Annotated in this window: 14 protein-coding genes; 11 read left to right on the top strand and 3 right to left on the bottom strand. The window is 69.6% G+C overall.

The features are described 5' to 3' along the window. The first annotated feature begins 67 nt into the window (after positions 1-67). The 4 genes from AB0M88_RS03155 to AB0M88_RS03140 are packed head-to-tail and all read left to right on the top strand — an operon-like array spanning position 68 to position 6,238. Positions 68-3,139 (top strand): EAL domain-containing protein, encoded by a 3,072-nt coding sequence (locus AB0M88_RS03155; RefSeq protein WP_364094567.1) that lies wholly within the window; start codon positions 68-70, stop codon positions 3,137-3,139. Then, on the top strand, positions 3,136-4,398 hold the full coding sequence (locus AB0M88_RS03150; protein ID WP_364094564.1) for a pyridoxal phosphate-dependent aminotransferase family protein: 1,263 nt from the start codon (positions 3,136-3,138) through the stop codon (positions 4,396-4,398). The genes AB0M88_RS03155 and AB0M88_RS03150 overlap by 4 nt, the downstream gene beginning before the upstream one ends. A gap of 2 nt (positions 4,399-4,400) precedes the next feature. Beyond that, positions 4,401-5,858, top strand: a complete 1,458-nt coding sequence (locus tag AB0M88_RS03145) for an MFS transporter (RefSeq protein WP_364094561.1) — start codon at positions 4,401-4,403, stop codon at positions 5,856-5,858. Then, entirely contained in the window at positions 5,855-6,238 is a 384-nt protein-coding gene (locus tag AB0M88_RS03140; protein ID WP_364094559.1) for a nuclear transport factor 2 family protein, read from the top strand. The genes AB0M88_RS03145 and AB0M88_RS03140 overlap by 4 nt, the downstream gene beginning before the upstream one ends. A gap of 167 nt (positions 6,239-6,405) precedes the next feature. Here AB0M88_RS03140 and AB0M88_RS03135 read toward each other — a convergent pair whose 3' ends face one another. Continuing rightward, positions 6,406-6,603: a hypothetical protein gene (locus AB0M88_RS03135; protein ID WP_364094903.1), complete on the bottom strand. Its 198-nt coding sequence runs from the start codon at positions 6,601-6,603 to the stop codon at positions 6,406-6,408. A 267-nt stretch (positions 6,604-6,870) separates the two neighbouring features. Here AB0M88_RS03135 and AB0M88_RS03130 point away from each other — a divergent pair, with 267 nt between their 5' ends. After that, positions 6,871-7,239 carry a hypothetical protein gene (locus AB0M88_RS03130; protein WP_364094556.1) on the top strand — a complete coding sequence of 123 codons (369 nt, stop codon included), beginning with the start codon at positions 6,871-6,873 and terminating at the stop codon, positions 7,237-7,239. Positions 7,240-7,378: 139 nt separating this feature from the next. On the opposite strand, the gene AB0M88_RS03125 is transcribed toward AB0M88_RS03130, so the two are convergent. Beyond that, positions 7,379-7,648: a hypothetical protein gene (locus AB0M88_RS03125; protein WP_364094553.1), complete on the bottom strand. Its 270-nt coding sequence runs from the start codon at positions 7,646-7,648 to the stop codon at positions 7,379-7,381. 184 nt (positions 7,649-7,832) lie between these two features. Here AB0M88_RS03125 and AB0M88_RS03120 point away from each other — a divergent pair, with 184 nt between their 5' ends. From AB0M88_RS03120 to ugpC, 4 genes are read left to right on the top strand one after another with little or no spacing between them, the layout of a single operon-like run. After that, positions 7,833-9,119 carry an ABC transporter substrate-binding protein gene (locus AB0M88_RS03120; RefSeq protein WP_364094551.1) on the top strand — a complete coding sequence of 429 codons (1,287 nt, stop codon included), beginning with the start codon at positions 7,833-7,835 and terminating at the stop codon, positions 9,117-9,119. Then, a complete protein-coding gene (locus tag AB0M88_RS03115; protein WP_364094549.1) occupies positions 9,116-10,060 on the top strand; it encodes a sugar ABC transporter permease in 945 nt (314 codons plus the stop codon). The genes AB0M88_RS03120 and AB0M88_RS03115 overlap by 4 nt, the downstream gene beginning before the upstream one ends. Continuing rightward, entirely contained in the window at positions 10,060-10,893 is an 834-nt protein-coding gene (locus AB0M88_RS03110; protein WP_364094546.1) for a carbohydrate ABC transporter permease, read from the top strand. Before AB0M88_RS03115 ends, AB0M88_RS03110 begins: the two co-directional genes overlap by 1 nt. A 10-nt stretch (positions 10,894-10,903) precedes the next feature. Next, positions 10,904-12,109: a sn-glycerol-3-phosphate ABC transporter ATP-binding protein UgpC gene (ugpC, locus tag AB0M88_RS03105; RefSeq protein ID WP_364094543.1), complete on the top strand. Its 1,206-nt coding sequence runs from the start codon at positions 10,904-10,906 to the stop codon at positions 12,107-12,109. 281 nt (positions 12,110-12,390) lie between these two features. Here ugpC and AB0M88_RS03100 read toward each other — a convergent pair whose 3' ends face one another. Further along, a complete protein-coding gene (locus AB0M88_RS03100; RefSeq protein WP_364094540.1) occupies positions 12,391-13,509 on the bottom strand; it encodes an acyltransferase in 1,119 nt (372 codons plus the stop codon). A 97-nt stretch (positions 13,510-13,606) separates the two neighbouring features. On the opposite strand from AB0M88_RS03100, the gene AB0M88_RS03095 reads away from it, so the two are divergent. Both AB0M88_RS03095 and AB0M88_RS03090 read left to right on the top strand, forming a co-directional pair. Beyond that, complete coding sequence (locus AB0M88_RS03095) at positions 13,607-15,241, top strand: glycoside hydrolase family 43 protein (RefSeq protein WP_364094537.1); 1,635 nt, start codon at positions 13,607-13,609, stop codon at positions 15,239-15,241. Positions 15,242-15,339: 98 nt separating this feature from the next. Further along, complete coding sequence (locus tag AB0M88_RS03090; RefSeq protein ID WP_364094534.1) at positions 15,340-16,056, top strand: dienelactone hydrolase family protein; 717 nt, start codon at positions 15,340-15,342, stop codon at positions 16,054-16,056. Positions 16,057-16,065 lie beyond the last annotated feature (9 nt).

Here is a 16,065-nt window from a genome sequence, read left to right as displayed (position 1 = left end):
TTGGTTGAGCCGGCGTCCGGCATGCCGATCTGGGTGGCACATGTTCCCCCGGAAGATCGGAGCACCGATGAGTGCCGCGGCGCGCCTGCAAGCCTGTTTCGCGGGCTGGATGGTCGCACTGTTGACGGTCTTCTACTGCTTCCCGGCGATCAGCATGTTCACCTGGGCGGCGATCGGGTTGTCCGCCGCGGCGGGCGTGCTGGTGGGCGTACGCCTGAACCGGCCCTCGAAGAAGCTGCCCTGGTATCTGCTGTCCGCCGTCCTGGTCAGCTTCACCGCCGGTGACACGACCTACAACGTCCTGACCGACTACCTGGGCCGGGCGAATCCGTTCCCGTCGCTGGCCGACGCGTTCTATCTGCTGGTCTACCCGATGCTCGCCGTCGCCCTGCTGATCTTCATCCGGGTGGGTTCGGGCACCGACAAGCGGGCCGCGCTGCTCGACGCGCTGGTGCCGACGGCCGGACTGGGCCTGCTCGCGTGGGTGTTCCTGATCGCGCCGTACGTGCACAACGGTGACCTGACCATGGCCGAGAAGCTGACCTCGGTCGGCTACCCGCTGGGTGACGTGCTCGCCCTGGCCATGCTCGCCCGCCTGCTGACCGACGCCGGCCGCAAGCCGCTCGCCCTCACCATCCTGGGCGGCGGGATCACCAGCCTGCTCGTGACCGACGTGCTCTACGGCCTGCGCCAGCTCGCCGGCACGTGGCACGTCGGCGGCCCGACCGACTCCGGCTGGGTGCTGTTCTACGCCGCCACCGCGCTGTCGGCCCTGCACCCGTCCATGCGCCGGCTCACCGACCAGCAGGAGCGGCCGAAGGCGCCGGGTGGCCGCCGCATCGTCGCCATGTCGCTGGCCGCCCTCATCGCGCCGGCCGTGCTGCTGGTCGAGGACCTGGGCGGCGGCATCCACGACGCCCCGATGATCGCGACCGCCTCGGCCGCCATGTTCCTGCTGGTCATGGGCCGCGTCGCCGGCCTGCTCAAGGGGCAGCGGGAGACCGCGGGCCGCGAGCGCACGCTCCGGCTGAGCGGCGCCGACCTGGTCGCCGCCGGCACCGAGGTGGAGGCCGCGGCCGCGCTCCGCAAGGCGGTCGACGACATGATCCCGGCCGGCCGGTCGTACGTCTTCCACATGCGCGGCGTCGACGCCGAGGCCGAGGACCTGCGCACCGGTCCCGGCGCCGTCGAGCAACACGCGGTCGGCGAGATGGACGACGACATCAAGACGGTGCTGAAGGACTTCGAGCAGGTGCTCACCGCCGAGATCGTCACCGCGGGCCGGCGCCAGGGCAGCCCGAACCGGCGCAAGCAGGCTTTCCTGGCCGCCGACGAGGACCTGCTGGCGATCATCCAGCCGGCCTTCGAGTCGTTGATGAACCAGGGAACCATGGCGGTCGAGCGGATCGTGCTCACCGACGAGGTCACCCGCCGCAACAGCGAGGACTACTTCCGGGCGCTCATCCAGAGCGCGTCCGACGTCATCATGATCGTCGGCGACGACGAGCTGATCCGGTACGCCAGCCCGTCCGCCCTGCCGGTCTTCGGGCGTACGGATCTGGTCGGCACCCCACTGAAGGGCCTGATCGCCCGCACCGACCACATCGAGCTGCGCCACCTGATCGACCAGGTGCGCAACGGCCAGGGCCCGCGCGACGGCGTCGACCTGACCGCGCTCTCCGGCGAGGACCTGCTGCTGCAGGTCGAGGTGAGCTGCCGCGACCTGCGCGACGACCCGGCGGTCGGCGGCCTGGTCGTGACCATCCGCGACGTCACCGAGCGGCGCCGGCTGGAGAGCGACCTGGCCCACCAGGCCTACCACGACTCGCTCACCGGGCTGGCCAACCGCGCCCTGTTCCAGAACCGGCTCCAGCAGGCGGCCCTGATCGCCGAGAACGGCGACCGGCTGGTCGGCGTGCTCTTCATCGACCTGGACGACTTCAAGGAGATCAACGACAGCCTCGGGCACGCGGCCGGCGACCAGTTGCTGGTCGAGGTCGGCAAGCGGATCACCGACGTGGTGGGCCCGGTGAACACGGCCGCGCGTACCGGCGGGGACGAGTTCGCGGTGCTGGTCGAGCAGATCGACGACCCGGCCGAGGCGGAGGAGATCGCGGCCCGGATCGTGGCCGCGCTGGCCGAGCCGATCGACGTCACCGACGCGACCGGCTCCCAGCACCAACTGCACGGCGCGGCCAGTGTCGGCGTGGCCACCAGCAGCGAGGCCGAGGGCATCTCGGAGCTGCTGCGCCGGGCCGACGTGGCGATGTACGGCGCCAAGACCGAGGGCAAGAACACCTGGCAGCGCTACCAGGACGAGGTCCACCACGCGATGATCCGCCGGCTGGAGATGCGGTCGGCGCTCAACGAGGCGGTCCCCGGCGACCAGATGCGCCTGCGGTTCCAGCCCATCGTCGACCTGCCGACCGGCGAGATGATCGGCCTGGAGGCGCTGGTCCGCTGGCAGCACCCGGTGCGGGGCCTGCTCGGCCCGAACGAGTTCATCGAGCTGTCGGAGGAGAACGGCTCGGTGGTCACGATCGGCGGCTGGGTGCTCCGCGAGGCCCTGCAGACGTTCGCCGCCTGGCGGGCCGAGGCGCCGGACAGCCTGCTGCGCTACGTCAGCGTCAACGTGTCGGCCCGGCAGTTCCGCCACCCCGGCTTCGTCGAGCGGGTACGCGAGGTGCTCGCCGAGACCGGCAGCCGGCCCGAGTGGCTGCTGCTCGAGATCACCGAGAGCCTGGTGCTGCACGACGCCGACCAGGTCTGGCGTGACCTGCGCGAGCTGCGGGCCCTCGGCGTACGCATCGCGATCGACGACTTCGGCACCGGCTACTCGTCGCTGAGCTACCTGAGCCACATGCCGGTCGACGTATTGAAGATCGACAAGTCGTTCATCGACGACATCCTGCTCAACCCGCAGCAGATGGCGCTGGTCGAGACGATTGTCGCGCTGGCCCGCACGCTGGATCTGGCCGTGGTCGCCGAGGGCATCGAGCTCGCCGAGCACCGCGACGCGCTGGTCCGGATGGGCTGCCCCTACGGACAGGGCTACCTGTTCTCGAAGCCGGTCACCGCGCAGGAAGCGGGCGCCTGGCTCACCTCTGAAGAAAACCCCATGGTGAAAGGAACCACATGACCCTCGCCTCCCTCACCGGATCCGGCCTGGATTTCGTGAAGCGCGAGCAGCGCTGGGCCGACCTCGAGCGGCTGCGCAGCGGCAACCCGATGTACGACGCGACGATCGAGGAGATCAAGGGTCGCCGGATCCGGGTCGGCGACCACTGGCTCGCCGACTTCGCGTCCTGCAACTACCTCGGCTTCGACCTCGAGCCGGAGATCATCGACTCGATCGACGTGCAGGTGAAGCGCTGGGGCACCCACCCGAGCTGGTCCCGCCTGCTCGGTAACCCGGCGCTCTACCCGCAGATCGAGGAGCAGCTGACCGAGCTGCTGGACGCGCCGGACACCCTGGTGCTGCCGACCATCACCCACATCCACATGTCGGTGCTGCCGATCCTGGCCGGCAAGGGCCACATCTTCCTCGACTCGCAGGCCCACAAGACCATCTACGACGGTTCGATGTACGCCCGCGGCCTGGGCGCCACGGTCCAGCGGTTCCGGGCCAACGACCCGGCCCACCTGGCCGAGCTCCTGAAGGCGGCGCCGGTCGGCGAGGCCAAGATCGTGGCGATGGACGGCGTCAACTCGATGACCGGCAACGCGCCCGACCTCAAGGCGTTCGCCGCGGTCGCCCGCGAGTACGGCGCACTGCTCTACGTCGACGACGCGCACGGCTTCGGGGTCATCGGGGAGCGGGCGGCCAACGAGACATCGCCGTACGGCATCCGGGGCAACGCGATCGTCAAGTACTCCGGCGAGACCTACGACAACATCGTGCTGGTCGGCGGCTTCTCCAAGTCGTACTCGTCGCTGCTCGCCTTCCTGGCCCTGCCGACCTGGCTGAAGAACCACCTGAAGGTGTCGGCCCCGCCGTACCTCTATTCGGGCCCGGCCCCGACCGCCTCGCTGGCCACCGTCCTGGCCGGTTTCGAGGTCAACGCGAAGCGGGGTGACGCGATCCGCGCCGACCTGTACCGCAAGAGCATGAAGGTGCTCGACCACGTCCGGGCCCTCGGCGTCTTCACCCCGAACACCGGCAACACGCCGGTCGTCGAGCTGCCGCTGGCCGCCGGCGAGGACATCGACGCGGTCGGCAAGCTGCTCTGGGACCGCGGCATCTACGTCACGCTGGCCGCCTACCCGCTGGTCCCGCGCGACCAGGTCGGCTTCCGGGCCCAGCTCACCGCGGCCAACACCGACGAGGAGATCGACGAGCTGAACGCCGTCATCACCGAGCTCGCGCGGGCCGGCAAGCTGCGTACGACCGAGGGCTGACGATGGCTCTCGCCGGTCCGCTCGCGCCTCTGCGCCACCAGCAGTTCCGGATGCTGTGGACCGGCATGAGCGTCTCGCTGGTCGGCGACGGGATGCTTCTCGTCGCCCTCGCATGGCAGGTCTACACGCTGTTCGGGGTGCCGCGTGCGATGTCCGCGGTCGGTGTCGCGCTGTCGCTCCCGCAGGTGGTCACCCTGCTGTTCGGGGGAGTGGTCAGCGACCGCTTCGACCCGCGGCGCGTGATGCTGGTCAGCGACATCGTGCGCGGCACCGTGCTGGCCGTACTGGCTGTGCTCAGCATCACCGGGACACTGACGTCCCTGTGGATGGTGCTCGGCCTCATCGCGGTCTACGGCGCCGCGGCCGGCTTCTTCGGACCGGCGTTCGACGCGCTGGTCCCGCGGATCGTGCCGGAGGAGGACCTGGTCGCGGCCAACGCGCTCGACCAGTTCGTCCGGCCGGCCGGTCTGCAGATCTTCGGCCCCGCCCTCGGCGGAGCGGTCATCGCCGCCGTCGGCTCGGGCTGGGCCCTCGCCGGCGACGCCGGGACTTTCCTCATCTCGGCGATTTGCCTGCTCATCATGAGACGTACGATTTCTCGCGTACCCGATTCACACCAGTTCCCCGCGTCCGCGGAATCCTCGGATGACGTTCCGTCCGTCTGGGCGGAGATCAGAGAGGGCGTCTCGTTCGTCCGCGGGCACGTCTGGTTGTGGGGTACGTTCCTCTCGGCCACCTTCACCTACCTGCTGTTCGTCGGCCCGACCGAGGTTCTCCTGCCCTACCTGGTCAAGCACGTCATGCACGGCACCGCCGGGCAGCTGGGCCTGATCCTCACCTCGGGCGGCATCGGCGCGGTCACGGCCGCGCTGCTCGTCGGCTGGGCCGGCATCCCGCGCCGGTTCATCACCTACATGTACGTCACGTGGGCGATCGCCACGCTGGCCGTGGCCGGCTACGGCCTGGCCACCCACACCTGGCAGCTCGCTCTCGCGTGCGTCCTGGTCAACGGCCTGGAGGCGGCGGGAACGGTGGCCTGGGCGACGACCAAGCAGCGCCTCGTACCCGAGGGGATGCTCGGCCGGGTGTCCAGCGTGGACTGGTTCGTCTCGACCGCGCTGCTCCCGCTCTCGTACGCGCTGGCCGCCCCGGTGGCGCAGGCGATCGGCGTGCGGCACACCCTGCTCGGCGCCGGGCTGCTCGGTGCCGTGGTCACGTTCGGCTTCCTGTTCCTGCCCGGCATGCGGGTCCCGGAACGGATGACGTCGCACTCCCTGTCGGGCGACCCGGTCCCCACCAGGGTTTACCTGGAACGGCCGGACGGGTTTCCGCCCGGTCGTCTGCCGTCGACCGGTCCCGGGTCGGCGGCAGACGAGTCGATCGCTAGTGTGCCCACGGTCCCCGGGCCGGTGGCCGCCGGTCGGGAGGGCTCCGAGATGGAGAAAGAGGTGGCCGCATGAGCGGACCGATCCAGGCGGTTCACGATCTCAGCGAGGCCTTCGCGGCCCGCGATCTCGACACGGCGCTGGGCTGTTTCGTGCCCGACGACGAGATCGGCTACGCCGGTTCGGAACGCGACGAGGCCGCGAACGATCGGGGCGGCGTCGCCGCCCTGCTCGGCAAGCTCTTCGCTCGCGACGAGTCCTATTCGTGGCAGCCCACCACGGTCACGATCCACCAGTACGGCCCGACGGCCTACGTCTTCGCCGAGGCGGACGGCCTGGTGCGGCACGACGACGAGACGGAGGAGTTCTTCGCCTACCGTCTCGGCGGCCTGGTCGAACTGGTCGACAACCGCTGGCTGTGGCGACACTGCCAGGGCAGCGAGCCCACCGGATGATGCGGCGGACGACCGAGTGACGAAGCAGAGCCGGCGGGGCGACCCGCCGGCTCTGCTTTTTGGCGGGTGGCCGGTCCGCGCTGTCTCGCAGAGCCTGCCGGTTGGCCCGTCACGAATACGCCTTATCGCCGGTCCGATCCCTTCGCGTGCCCGTGTTTCCGGGACCGTCAGCCCCTTTGGCGCCCCCGGCCGCGTGCTGGTGGCTTCGCACGATCGTCGCGTCGACCTGAGCGTCGCCGTCGAGGTCGCCGTCGAGTTTCGGCCAGAGCGATGACCTGCGCCTTCCATCTGACCCACGTGCCGCCGGCGGCCCATCGGCTGGACCTGCGGTGGGCGCTCTGCCACGGGCCGTAGCGTTCGGGCAGGTCACGCCATGGCTAGGCCGTGTTTCGTAGTCGTCGATGTTTCGGCGTGGCGGTGTTCGATAACTGTTGCAGTCCGGAGCCGACGCGGCTGGCCTGGACGGTGAGGGTGGACTCCACCGTCAGCCGCGCTCATCCGTACGCGGCCGGCGCCCGCCGCGACCCTCGGACGTAGAAGGAACCGCCGGGTGGTATGCCGGGCCGAGTCGGCCGATCAAGGGGCGGCTGGAGCACCAAGACCTATCTGGCCTGCAGCAAGGCCGCAAACTCATGGCCGTGCTGGTCACCGCCGGTCAGCGTGGCGACAGCCCGCAGTTCATCAGTGTGCTGGCCAAGTGTCGTCCGGAGATCGTGTTGGCCGACAAGGCGTTCACGTCCAAGGCCAACCGCAAGAGTGACCAGGACGCGCACCGCAGGGCCAAGGGGGGCCCAAGGCGGCCGCCCGGCCGCCTTCGACTCCCAGCTCTACCGCCTGCGGCATGCCGTCGAATGCGGCATCAACCAGCTCGAACAACACCGCGCCATGGCCACCAGGTACGACAAACCCTCACCATCGCCGCCATCAACCAAGGGCTTCGCGCCCTGCGAAACACGCCCTGGCCGGCGCGTTTGACCCAGCAGATCGCGTTGATGACCTGACGATGATCCACCGCGGCCGGGCTGTGCCGGCAGCATGACTGCCAACCCAGCCCACTCGTCATTGCTCACATCACCACGGGCCGCACATCGCCCAACGACCATCATCCGTGATCGCTATGCATGATCCGCGAGACCGAACCTAGCGGCCGGCGGCGATTGCCTGGGCGACCTGCAGGAGCTGGTCGTGGTCGGGCCGGAAACCGGCCGCGATGTCCGGGTGCAGGTGCTCCCTGGTGCGCTCCAGGAGCTGCCGGCACACCGCCTCGACCGGTTCCCCGGCGTACGTCTGCCGGGTCTGCTCGGTCGCGGCCTGGAGGGCCGACGTGAGCTGCTCCTCGAGCGGCCGTCGCAGTTTCTCCTCGACCGGGTTGAGGCTGTGCGGATCCAAGGTGATCTGCGGCTCGGTCATGAACGAAAGCTCCCTCTGGCTCGACGGCGCGACGCGGATACCCATACCTCTCTCCGGGATAAACGCGCCGGCGGCGAGATCGTTGTTTCGGAGTTTGCCCGGTCACGTAGGGGGGCAGTGGGATCACGGACCGCTAAAGTGACACCTGTCACTTCAGCGGGTGAACCTGCCGGATGGAGGGTTTATGACCGAGCCCGACCGACATCCGCAACGGCGTTCCCGACGCGCCCGGGCCCTGGCGGCCGGTGTCGCGCTCGCCCTGGCCGGCCCACTGGCCGCCTGCGGATCCAGCGACGAGGGCGGCGTGCCCGTCCTCAACCTCTACCAGTTCCCCGTCGAGCACATGCAGGACGTGGTCGACACCTGCAACCAGCAGGCCGCGGGGAAATACCGGATCGACTACCAGGTGCTTCCGCGCACCGCCGACGACCAGCGCATCCAGATGGTGCGCCGGCTCGCGGCCAAGGACAGCAGCATGGACATCCTGGCCCTCGACGTCACGTGGACCCAGGAGTTCGCCAGCGCGAACTGGATCAAGGAGTTCACCGGGGCCGACAAGTCGCAGGTGGAGAACGGGACCCTTCCGGGTCCGCTCGCCTCCGCGACCTACAACAACAAGCTGTACGCGGCGCCCGCCAACACCAACGTCCAGTTGCTCTGGTACCGCAAGGATCTCGTCCCCACCCCGCCCCGGACGTGGGACGAGATGATCCAGATGTCCCGCCAGCTCAAGCAGCAGGGCAAGCCCTATCAGGTGCTCACCATGGGCGCGCAGTACGAGGGCCTGGTCGTCCTGTTCAACAGCCTGGTCGCGAGCGCCGGCGGCAAGGTGGTCAGCGACGACGGCAAGACGGCGATCATGGACGCCGGGGCGGTCAAGGGGCTCCAGGAGCTCAAGACGTTCGCCACGGCCGGTGTGACCAGCCCGTCGTTCTCCAACATGATCGAGGACGACGTGCGGCACGCGTTCCAGAACGGGGACGGCGCGTTCGAGCTGAACTGGCCGTACGTCTACGCCTCGATGCAGAGCGAGGATCCGGCGCTGCTGAAGAACTTCGGCTGGGCGCGGTACCCGGGGATCGACGCGAGCACGCCGAGCATCACCACGATCGGCGGCTCCAATCTGGCCGTCAGCTCGTACAGCAAGCACTCCGACCTGGCCTTCCAGGCCGTGCAATGCATGCGGGGGCCGGAGGCGCAGAAATATCTCGCGGTCAATGCCGGTGAGCCGCCGTCGATCGAGTCGGTCTACAACGACCCCGACATGGTCAAGGCCTACCCGATGAAGGAACAACTGCTCGACGAGTTGAAGAACGCGTCGCCCCGGCCGCGGACCCCGGCCTATCAGAACCTGTCGACCGTGGTCGCCGCGCAGTTGTCGCCGCCGTCGTCGATCGACCCACCGAAGACCGCGGCCTCGCTGAAGAAGGCGATCCAGGACGCGATCGACTCGAAGGGGGTGCTGCCGTGACCGCGGTCGCCACGCCAGAACAGAGCACGGCGAAACAACGGGCGAAACGATCCGCGCTCAGCGAGGGCAAGCGTCAGGAGAGGAGACTCGGCTGGCTGCTCTGCGCACCGGCCGCGATCGTGATGGTCGCGGTGACCGCCTATCCGATCCTCTATTCGCTGTGGCTGTCGTTCCAGCGCTATGACCTGAAGTTCCCGGACGAGCGCAAGTTCGTCGGCCTGTCGAACTACGCGACCGTTCTGAGCAACAACTACTGGTGGACCGCGTTCGGCGTGACCGTGCTGATCACGGTCGTCTCGGTGGTGGTCGAGCTCGTTCTCGGCATGGCCCTGGCGCTGCTGATGCACCGCACGGTCATCGGTCGCGGCCTGGTGCGAACTTCCGCTCTGATTCCGTACGGGATCGTCACCGTCGTCGCCGCGTTCAGCTGGCGCTACGCCTGGACGCCCGGCACCGGTTATCTGGCCAACCTGGTCACACCGGACGGCGCTCCGCTGACCGAGCGGGCCGACGCGCTGGCCATCATCATCCTGGCCGAGATCTGGAAGACCACGCCGTTCATGGCCCTGCTGCTCCTGGCCGGGCTGGCGCTGGTGCCCGACGACCTGCTCAAGGCGGCCTCGATGGACGGGGCGAGCTGGTGGCAGCGGTTCACCAAGGTGATGCTGCCGGTGATGAAGCCGGCCATCCTGGTCGCGCTGCTGTTCCGCACGCTCGACGCGTTCCGGGTGTTCGACAACATCTACGTGCTGACCAACGGCGCCAACGAGACGTCGTCGGTGTCGATGATCGCCTACAACAACCTGATCAAGGGCCTGAACCTCGGCATCGGCTCGACCATGTCGGTGCTGATCTTCATCGCGGTGGCGATCATCGCGTTCATCTTCGTGAAGCTGTTCGGCACGGCGGCGCCCGGCAGCAGCGACGACGGGAGGCGCTGATGGCTACCGTGACCGCCGGCACCAAGGTCAAGTACGGCGTTCTGGACGCCATCGTGGTGATCTTCGCGCTGTTCCCGGTGCTGTGGATCGTCTCGCTGTCGTTCAAGACGACCGCCACCCTGACCGACGGCAACTTCATCCCCCGGCAGTGGACCTGGGACAACTACCGGACGATCTTCCAGACCGACCAGTTCGTCCGGGCGCTGATCAACTCGATCGGCATCGCACTGATCTCGACCCTGATCGCGGTGGTGCTCGGCACGATGGCCGCGTACGCGATCAGCCGCCTCGATTTCCCGGGGAAATCGCTGCTCGTCGGGGTTTCGCTCTTGATCGCGATGTTCCCGCAGGTGTCGCTGGTGTCGCCGCTGTTCAACATCGAGCGCAACACCGGCCTGTTCGACACCTGGCCGGGGCTGATCCTGCCCTACATCACGTTCGCCCTGCCGCTGGCGATCTACACGCTGTCGGCGTTCTTCAAGCAGATCCCGTGGGACCTCGAGAAGGCGGCCAAGATGGACGGCGCGACCCAGGGCGAGGCGTTCCGCAAGGTGATCGCCCCGCTGGCCGCGCCCGGCGTCTTCACCACCGCGATCCTGGTCTTCATCTTCTGCTGGAACGACTTCCTGTTCGCGATCTCGCTGACCTCGACCGAGCGTTCCCGCACGGTGCCGGCCGCGCTGTCGTTCTTCACCGGCGCGTCCCAGTTCGAGGACCCGACCGGCGCGATCTCGGCCGCGGCGGTCGTCATCACGATTCCGATCATCCTGTTCGTGCTGTTCTTCCAGAGGCGCATCGTCGCGGGCCTGACGTCCGGCGCGGTGAAGGGTTAGGTGTGCTGAATTGGCTGACATCGTTCTCGACAAGGTGACGAAGAAATACCCGGACGGCACGACGGCGGTGCACGAGATCGACCTGTCGATCGCCGACGGCGAGTTCATCATCCTGGTCGGCCCGTCCGGCTGCGGGAAGTCGACCACCCTCAACATGATCGCCGGGCTGGAGGACATCACCTCGGGCGAACTGCGGATCGCCGGCCAGCGGGTCAACGACAAGGCGCCCAAGGACCGCGACATCGCGATGGTGTTCCAGTCGTACGCGCTGTACCCCAACATGACCGTGCGGGAGAACATGGCGTTCCCGCTGCGGCTGGCCAAGCTCGACAAGAAGGTCATCGCCGAAAAGGTCGACGAGGCGGCGAAGGTTCTCGAGCTGACCGAATACCTCGACCGCAAGCCGGCCAACCTCTCCGGCGGCCAGCGCCAGCGGGTGGCGATGGGCCGGGCGATCGTCCGCAGCCCGAAGGCGTTCCTGATGGACGAGCCGCTGTCCAACCTCGACGCCAAGCTGCGGGTGCAGATGCGCACCCAGGTGTCCCGCCTGCAGAAGCAGCTGGCGACGACCACGGTCTACGTCACCCACGACCAGACCGAGGCGATGACGCTGGGCGACCGGGTCGTGGTCATGCGCGGCGGCTACATCCAGCAGGTGGGCGACCCGCAGACCCTGTACGACAACCCGCTCAACCTGTTCGTGGCCGGGTTCATCGGCTCCCCGTCGATGAACTTCCTCGCCGTGACGCTCGAGGACGGCAAGCTGCGTACGCCCCTCGGCGACCTGCCCCTCGGCGACCGCCTGCGCCGGACCCTGACCGCCGCCGACGCCCCGAACCAGCTGATCCTGGGCATCCGGCCCGAGCACTTCGAGGACGCCTCGCTGATCGAGGAACACCAGCGGGCCCGCGGCTTCGAATTCACCGCCCCGGTCGACCTGGTCGAATCGATGGGCTCCGACAAGTACGTCTACCTGACCGTCGAGGGCGACCACGCCGCCTCGGCCGACCTGGAAGATCTGGCCGCCGACGCGGGCGGCGCCGACCTCCCGCCGCAGGACAGCCTGGTGACCCGCCTGTCCGCCGAGTCGCGGGTGCGCGACGGCCGCGAGGCCCGGGTCTGGATGAACCTCGACAAGATCCACCTGTTCGACCCCGGCGACGGCCGCAACATCACGCTCGAGGAGGGCCAGGCGGCCGGCGTGGCCACCTCCTGAGGCCGGGGGAGGCCGGCGGGCACCACCGCCGGCCTCCCGCGCCGGCGAGGTGACGGTTCACGTGGCCGCCCGGCCCGGGGTCGACGACGGCCTGCAGCGGCGGTCCAGAACCGCTCGCGCGCGACCGGGAAGTTCGGGTCGTCGAGCACGGCGTCCGGCATGAGGCCGCGGTAGGTCTCCTGCCAGCACTGGACATGCACGAGCGCCATCCGGGCGGCGTCCTCGGCCCGCGCCGGGCGAATCGTCAGCGAGTTGCCCACCGCGGAAATCGTAGGGCCCCGTTACTCGGCCGCCTCGTGTACCAGAGGCCTCGCCGCCGGGGGCACGGTTCGGACGACGGGCGGCGCCGGGGTGGAGGGACGGGCGGCCGTGGCCAGGGCCCGCCACGAGCGGTAGCGCTGGAACGGCAGCTCGAAGGCGTGGGCGAACAGCCACGCGGCGGCGAGCGAGACCGGGACTCCCACGACCACCACGAAGATCCAGGTGTGCGGGCCCTTCTCGGCGTAGTGGGGCGCCACCTTCTTGGCCAGCACGGTCAGGATCGGCAGGTGGATCAGGTAGAGGCTGTAGGAGATCCGGCCCAGCCCGTCGAGCCGCCTCAGCCAGGAGAGACGGCCGTTCGCCACGGCCATGATCAGCATGGTCAGGCCGGGCGTGATCGCGAGGTCGATCCAGAAGTAGTGGTGCCCGGTCCAGTACGAGCCCTTGAGGTGGATCACGTAGAGCACCGGCAGGATCGCCGCCGCCGACAGCCAGTGCCACGGCAGCTTCGCCCGTATCCCGGCGGCCACCAGGCCGGCCACGAAGACCGGGGCCAGGTGCCAGGTCAGGCCGGTGTCACCCTCCGGGGGGACGCCACGGACCACCCCGTACGCGATGAGCGGAACCGTGATGGCAGCCAGCAGGACCACCGCCCCGAGTCGCCGCCGGATCAGCAGGAAGAGCGGGAACAGCAGGTAGAGCTCGGCCTCGACGGCGACCGACCAGAACGCGCCGTTGGGCGTCTTGGCGTGGAACACGTCCTGCAGCAGCAGCCCGAAGACGGCGATCGACCGGTGGGTCGGCTCGCCCTTGTGGGACGCCGGCACGTGATAGGCGATGAGCAGGCTGAACGCGAGCGCCGCCCAGTAGGCGGGCAGGATCCGCCAGGCGCGCCGCCGCAGGAACCGCGCGACCCCGCCCAGTTTCCACTGGTCGGCCGCGGGGCCGAGGGCGAGCGAGAAGCCGGAGAGCGCGAGGAAGAAGACGACGCTGAGCCGGCCGTACATCGCCCAGGTCAGATAGGCCGGGCCGGTGTTGTGCGGGAAGTGCTTGAACGAGAGCAGCCAGGCGTGGAACAGCATCACGTAGAGCGCCGCCAGGCCGCGCAGGCCGTCGAGCCCCGCCACCCGTTTCGCCACGAAACGCTATACGGACTTGACTCCCGGATGGTTCAAAGCGGTCGCAATTTACGGTATAGTCGCGAAACTTACGAGATTTCTCGGCTTGAGGATGGGCATGACCAGCGATACGACGACTGAGCAGCGCACCATCCACAATCCGGTGCTGCCCGGCTTCCATCCCGACCCGTCGATGCTGCGGGTCGGCGCCGACTACTACATCGCCACCTCGACCTTCGAGTGGTTCCCGGCGGTGCGACTGCACCACTCCACCGACCTGGTCACCTGGCGGCCGATGCACGGCGCGCTGACCGAGAAGCGGCTGCTCGACCTGACCGGGGCGGCCGACTCGTGCGGGGTGTGGGCGCCCAACCTGACCTGGGCCGACGGCCTGTTCTACCTGGTCTACACCGACGTCGCGACGTTCCTGTCCGGCTATTGGGACCCGCAGAACTATGTGGTCACCGCCACCGACCCGGCCGGGCCGTGGTCCGACCCGGTGGTGCTGCACGGCCGCGGCTTCGACGCCTCGTTCTTCCACGACGACGACGGCACGACCTGGATGCTGTCGATGGTCGCCGACTGGCGCCCGGGGCGGAACCGGTTCGCCGGCATCTCGATCCAGCAGTACGACCGGGACGCCCGCCGGCTGACCGGCCCCGAACACATGATCTTCAAGGGCACCGAGGCGGCGCTCACCGAGGGCCCCAACCTCTACCGGATCAACGGCTGGTACTACCTGGTCACCGCCGAGGGCGGCACGAGCTGGGAACACCAGGTCACCGTCGCTCGCTCCCGCGAGCTCCTGGGGCCGTACGTGACGGATCCGGCCGGCCCGATGGTCACGTCCTTGGGCCGTCCCGACCTCACGCTGCAGAAGGCGGGCCACGGCAGCCTGGTCGAGACCCCGACCGGCGAATGGTTCCTGGCCCACCTGGTCGGCCGCCCCTACACCCCGCTGGGCCGCTGCGTGCTCGGGCGGGAGACCGCGATCCAGCGGGTCACCTGGTCGGAGGACGGGTGGCCGCGGGTGGAGGACGGCATCCCCCACGACGACGTGCCCGGTCCCGGGGCGGTCTCGGTGTCGGCGGCGGAGTCGGGCCTGACCGAGGACGCCGACGAGTTCGACTCGCCCACGCTCGGCCCCGACTGGTCGACGCTGCGCCGCCCGGCCACCCCGGACTGGGTTTCGCTGTCGGCCCGGCCCGGTTTCCTGCGCATCTCCGGCGGCCAGTCGGCGGCCGGCCGCCAGCGGCCCAGCCTGGTCGGCCGCCGGGTCACCGCGTTCCGGTGCGAGCTCGAGACGGTGGTCGAGTTCGAGCCCCGAAACTATCGGCAGCTGGCCGGCCTGACCGCCTACTACAACTCCCGCAACTGGTACTACCTGCACGTCACCGCCGACGACGACGGCCGCCCGGTCCTCGACCTGCTGGCCTGCGACAACGGCCGGGTCGGCGTCGTGCCCGGGGTGCGGCGCCCGCTCACCGGCGGCCTCGGCGTCGGCCTCCGCGCCCGCTTCGACGGCCCGTCACTGACCTTCGCCTGGGCCGGCCGCCCCGGCGAGGGCCCCTGGCAGGACGTCGGGCCGGTCCTCGACGCGACCACGCTCTCGGACGAATACGCGGCCAACGTCGTGGCCGGGGAGCCCGAGGCGTGGGGGTTCACCGGAGCGTTCCTCGGCCTGTGGGTGCAGGACCTCGGCGCCGAGGGTGGCTTCGCCGACTTCGACCGGGCGGCCTACCGCACCTGGTGAGAAGGGCCGCACGTGGGAGGGGCCGGCCGGCCGCCACCGACCGGCCCCGCGGTCCTCGATATTCGCCCCGAGGTCGCCGGGGCCGTAGGCTGCGGCGCATGGCCGCCCCCGATTTCCCCCAGCCGTTCGTGCTCTCGGTTCCGCCGGTCGAGCCGGAACGCCGCGGCCGTGTCGACCTCTACCTGCCCGCCCCATCGCAGCCCCGGCCGGCGATCGTGTTCGTCCACGGTGGTCCGGTGCCGGCCGGCGTGACCCCGACGCCGCGCGAATGGCCGGTCTTCCGAGGCTACGGCTCGCTCGCCGCGTCGCGCGGCCTGGTCGGCGTGACGGTCGACCACCGCCTCCACGACCCCGGCGCCTTTCCGGCCGCGGCCGATGACGTCGCCGCCGCGGTCGAGCTGGCGCGGGCCGACCCGCGGGTCGACCCCGACCGTGTTGCCGTCTGGTTCTTTTCCGGCGGCGGCCTGCTGTCGGCCGACTGGCTCCGCGCGCCGGCACCGTGGCTGCGCTGCGTGGCCCTCACCTACCCTCTGCTGGCCGATTTTCCGGGCTTCCCGACCGACTCCCGGTTCCGCCCGGTGGAGGCGGCGGCCACCACGGTGCCGGTCGTGCTGACCCGTGTCGGCCTCGAAAACCCGGCGATCGCCGCCACGGTCGAGGCGTTCGTCGAGGCCGCCCGCGCCGGCGACACCCCGCTGACCGTCGTCGACGTGCCCCACGGCCACCACAGCTTCGACATGCTCGAAGACACCGACGAGTCCCGCCACGCGGTCGAGCAGGCCTTCGCCGCCGTCGAGACACACCTCGCGTGCTGAAAGACAGCG

The organism is Actinoplanes sp. NPDC051411, assembly GCF_040682075.1.
Taxonomy (GTDB): Bacteria; Actinomycetota; Actinomycetes; order Mycobacteriales; family Micromonosporaceae; genus Actinoplanes.
This window is presented reverse-complemented; position numbering and strand designations above follow the sequence as displayed.

What these genes read in the sequence shown, in the direction of transcription:
- AB0M88_RS03140 (WP_364094559.1), top strand. Translation starts at nt 5,855, where the DNA reads ATGAGCGGACCGATCCAGGCGGTTCACGATCTCAGCGAGGCCTTCGCG.
- AB0M88_RS03130 (WP_364094556.1), top strand. Translation starts at nt 6,871, where the DNA reads ATGGCCGTGCTGGTCACCGCCGGTCAGCGTGGCGACAGCCCGCAGTTC.
- AB0M88_RS03150 (WP_364094564.1), top strand. Translation starts at nt 3,136, where the DNA reads ATGACCCTCGCCTCCCTCACCGGATCCGGCCTGGATTTCGTGAAGCGC.
- AB0M88_RS03110 (WP_364094546.1), top strand. Translation starts at nt 10,060, where the DNA reads ATGGCTACCGTGACCGCCGGCACCAAGGTCAAGTACGGCGTTCTGGAC.
- AB0M88_RS03155 (WP_364094567.1), top strand. Translation starts at nt 68, where the DNA reads ATGAGTGCCGCGGCGCGCCTGCAAGCCTGTTTCGCGGGCTGGATGGTC.
- AB0M88_RS03095 (WP_364094537.1), top strand. Translation starts at nt 13,607, where the DNA reads ATGACCAGCGATACGACGACTGAGCAGCGCACCATCCACAATCCGGTG.
- AB0M88_RS03090 (WP_364094534.1), top strand. Translation starts at nt 15,340, where the DNA reads ATGGCCGCCCCCGATTTCCCCCAGCCGTTCGTGCTCTCGGTTCCGCCG.
- AB0M88_RS03120 (WP_364094551.1), top strand. Translation starts at nt 7,833, where the DNA reads ATGACCGAGCCCGACCGACATCCGCAACGGCGTTCCCGACGCGCCCGG.
- AB0M88_RS03145 (WP_364094561.1), top strand. Translation starts at nt 4,401, where the DNA reads ATGGCTCTCGCCGGTCCGCTCGCGCCTCTGCGCCACCAGCAGTTCCGG.
- AB0M88_RS03125 (WP_364094553.1), bottom strand. Translation starts at nt 7,648, where the DNA reads ATGACCGAGCCGCAGATCACCTTGGATCCGCACAGCCTCAACCCGGTC.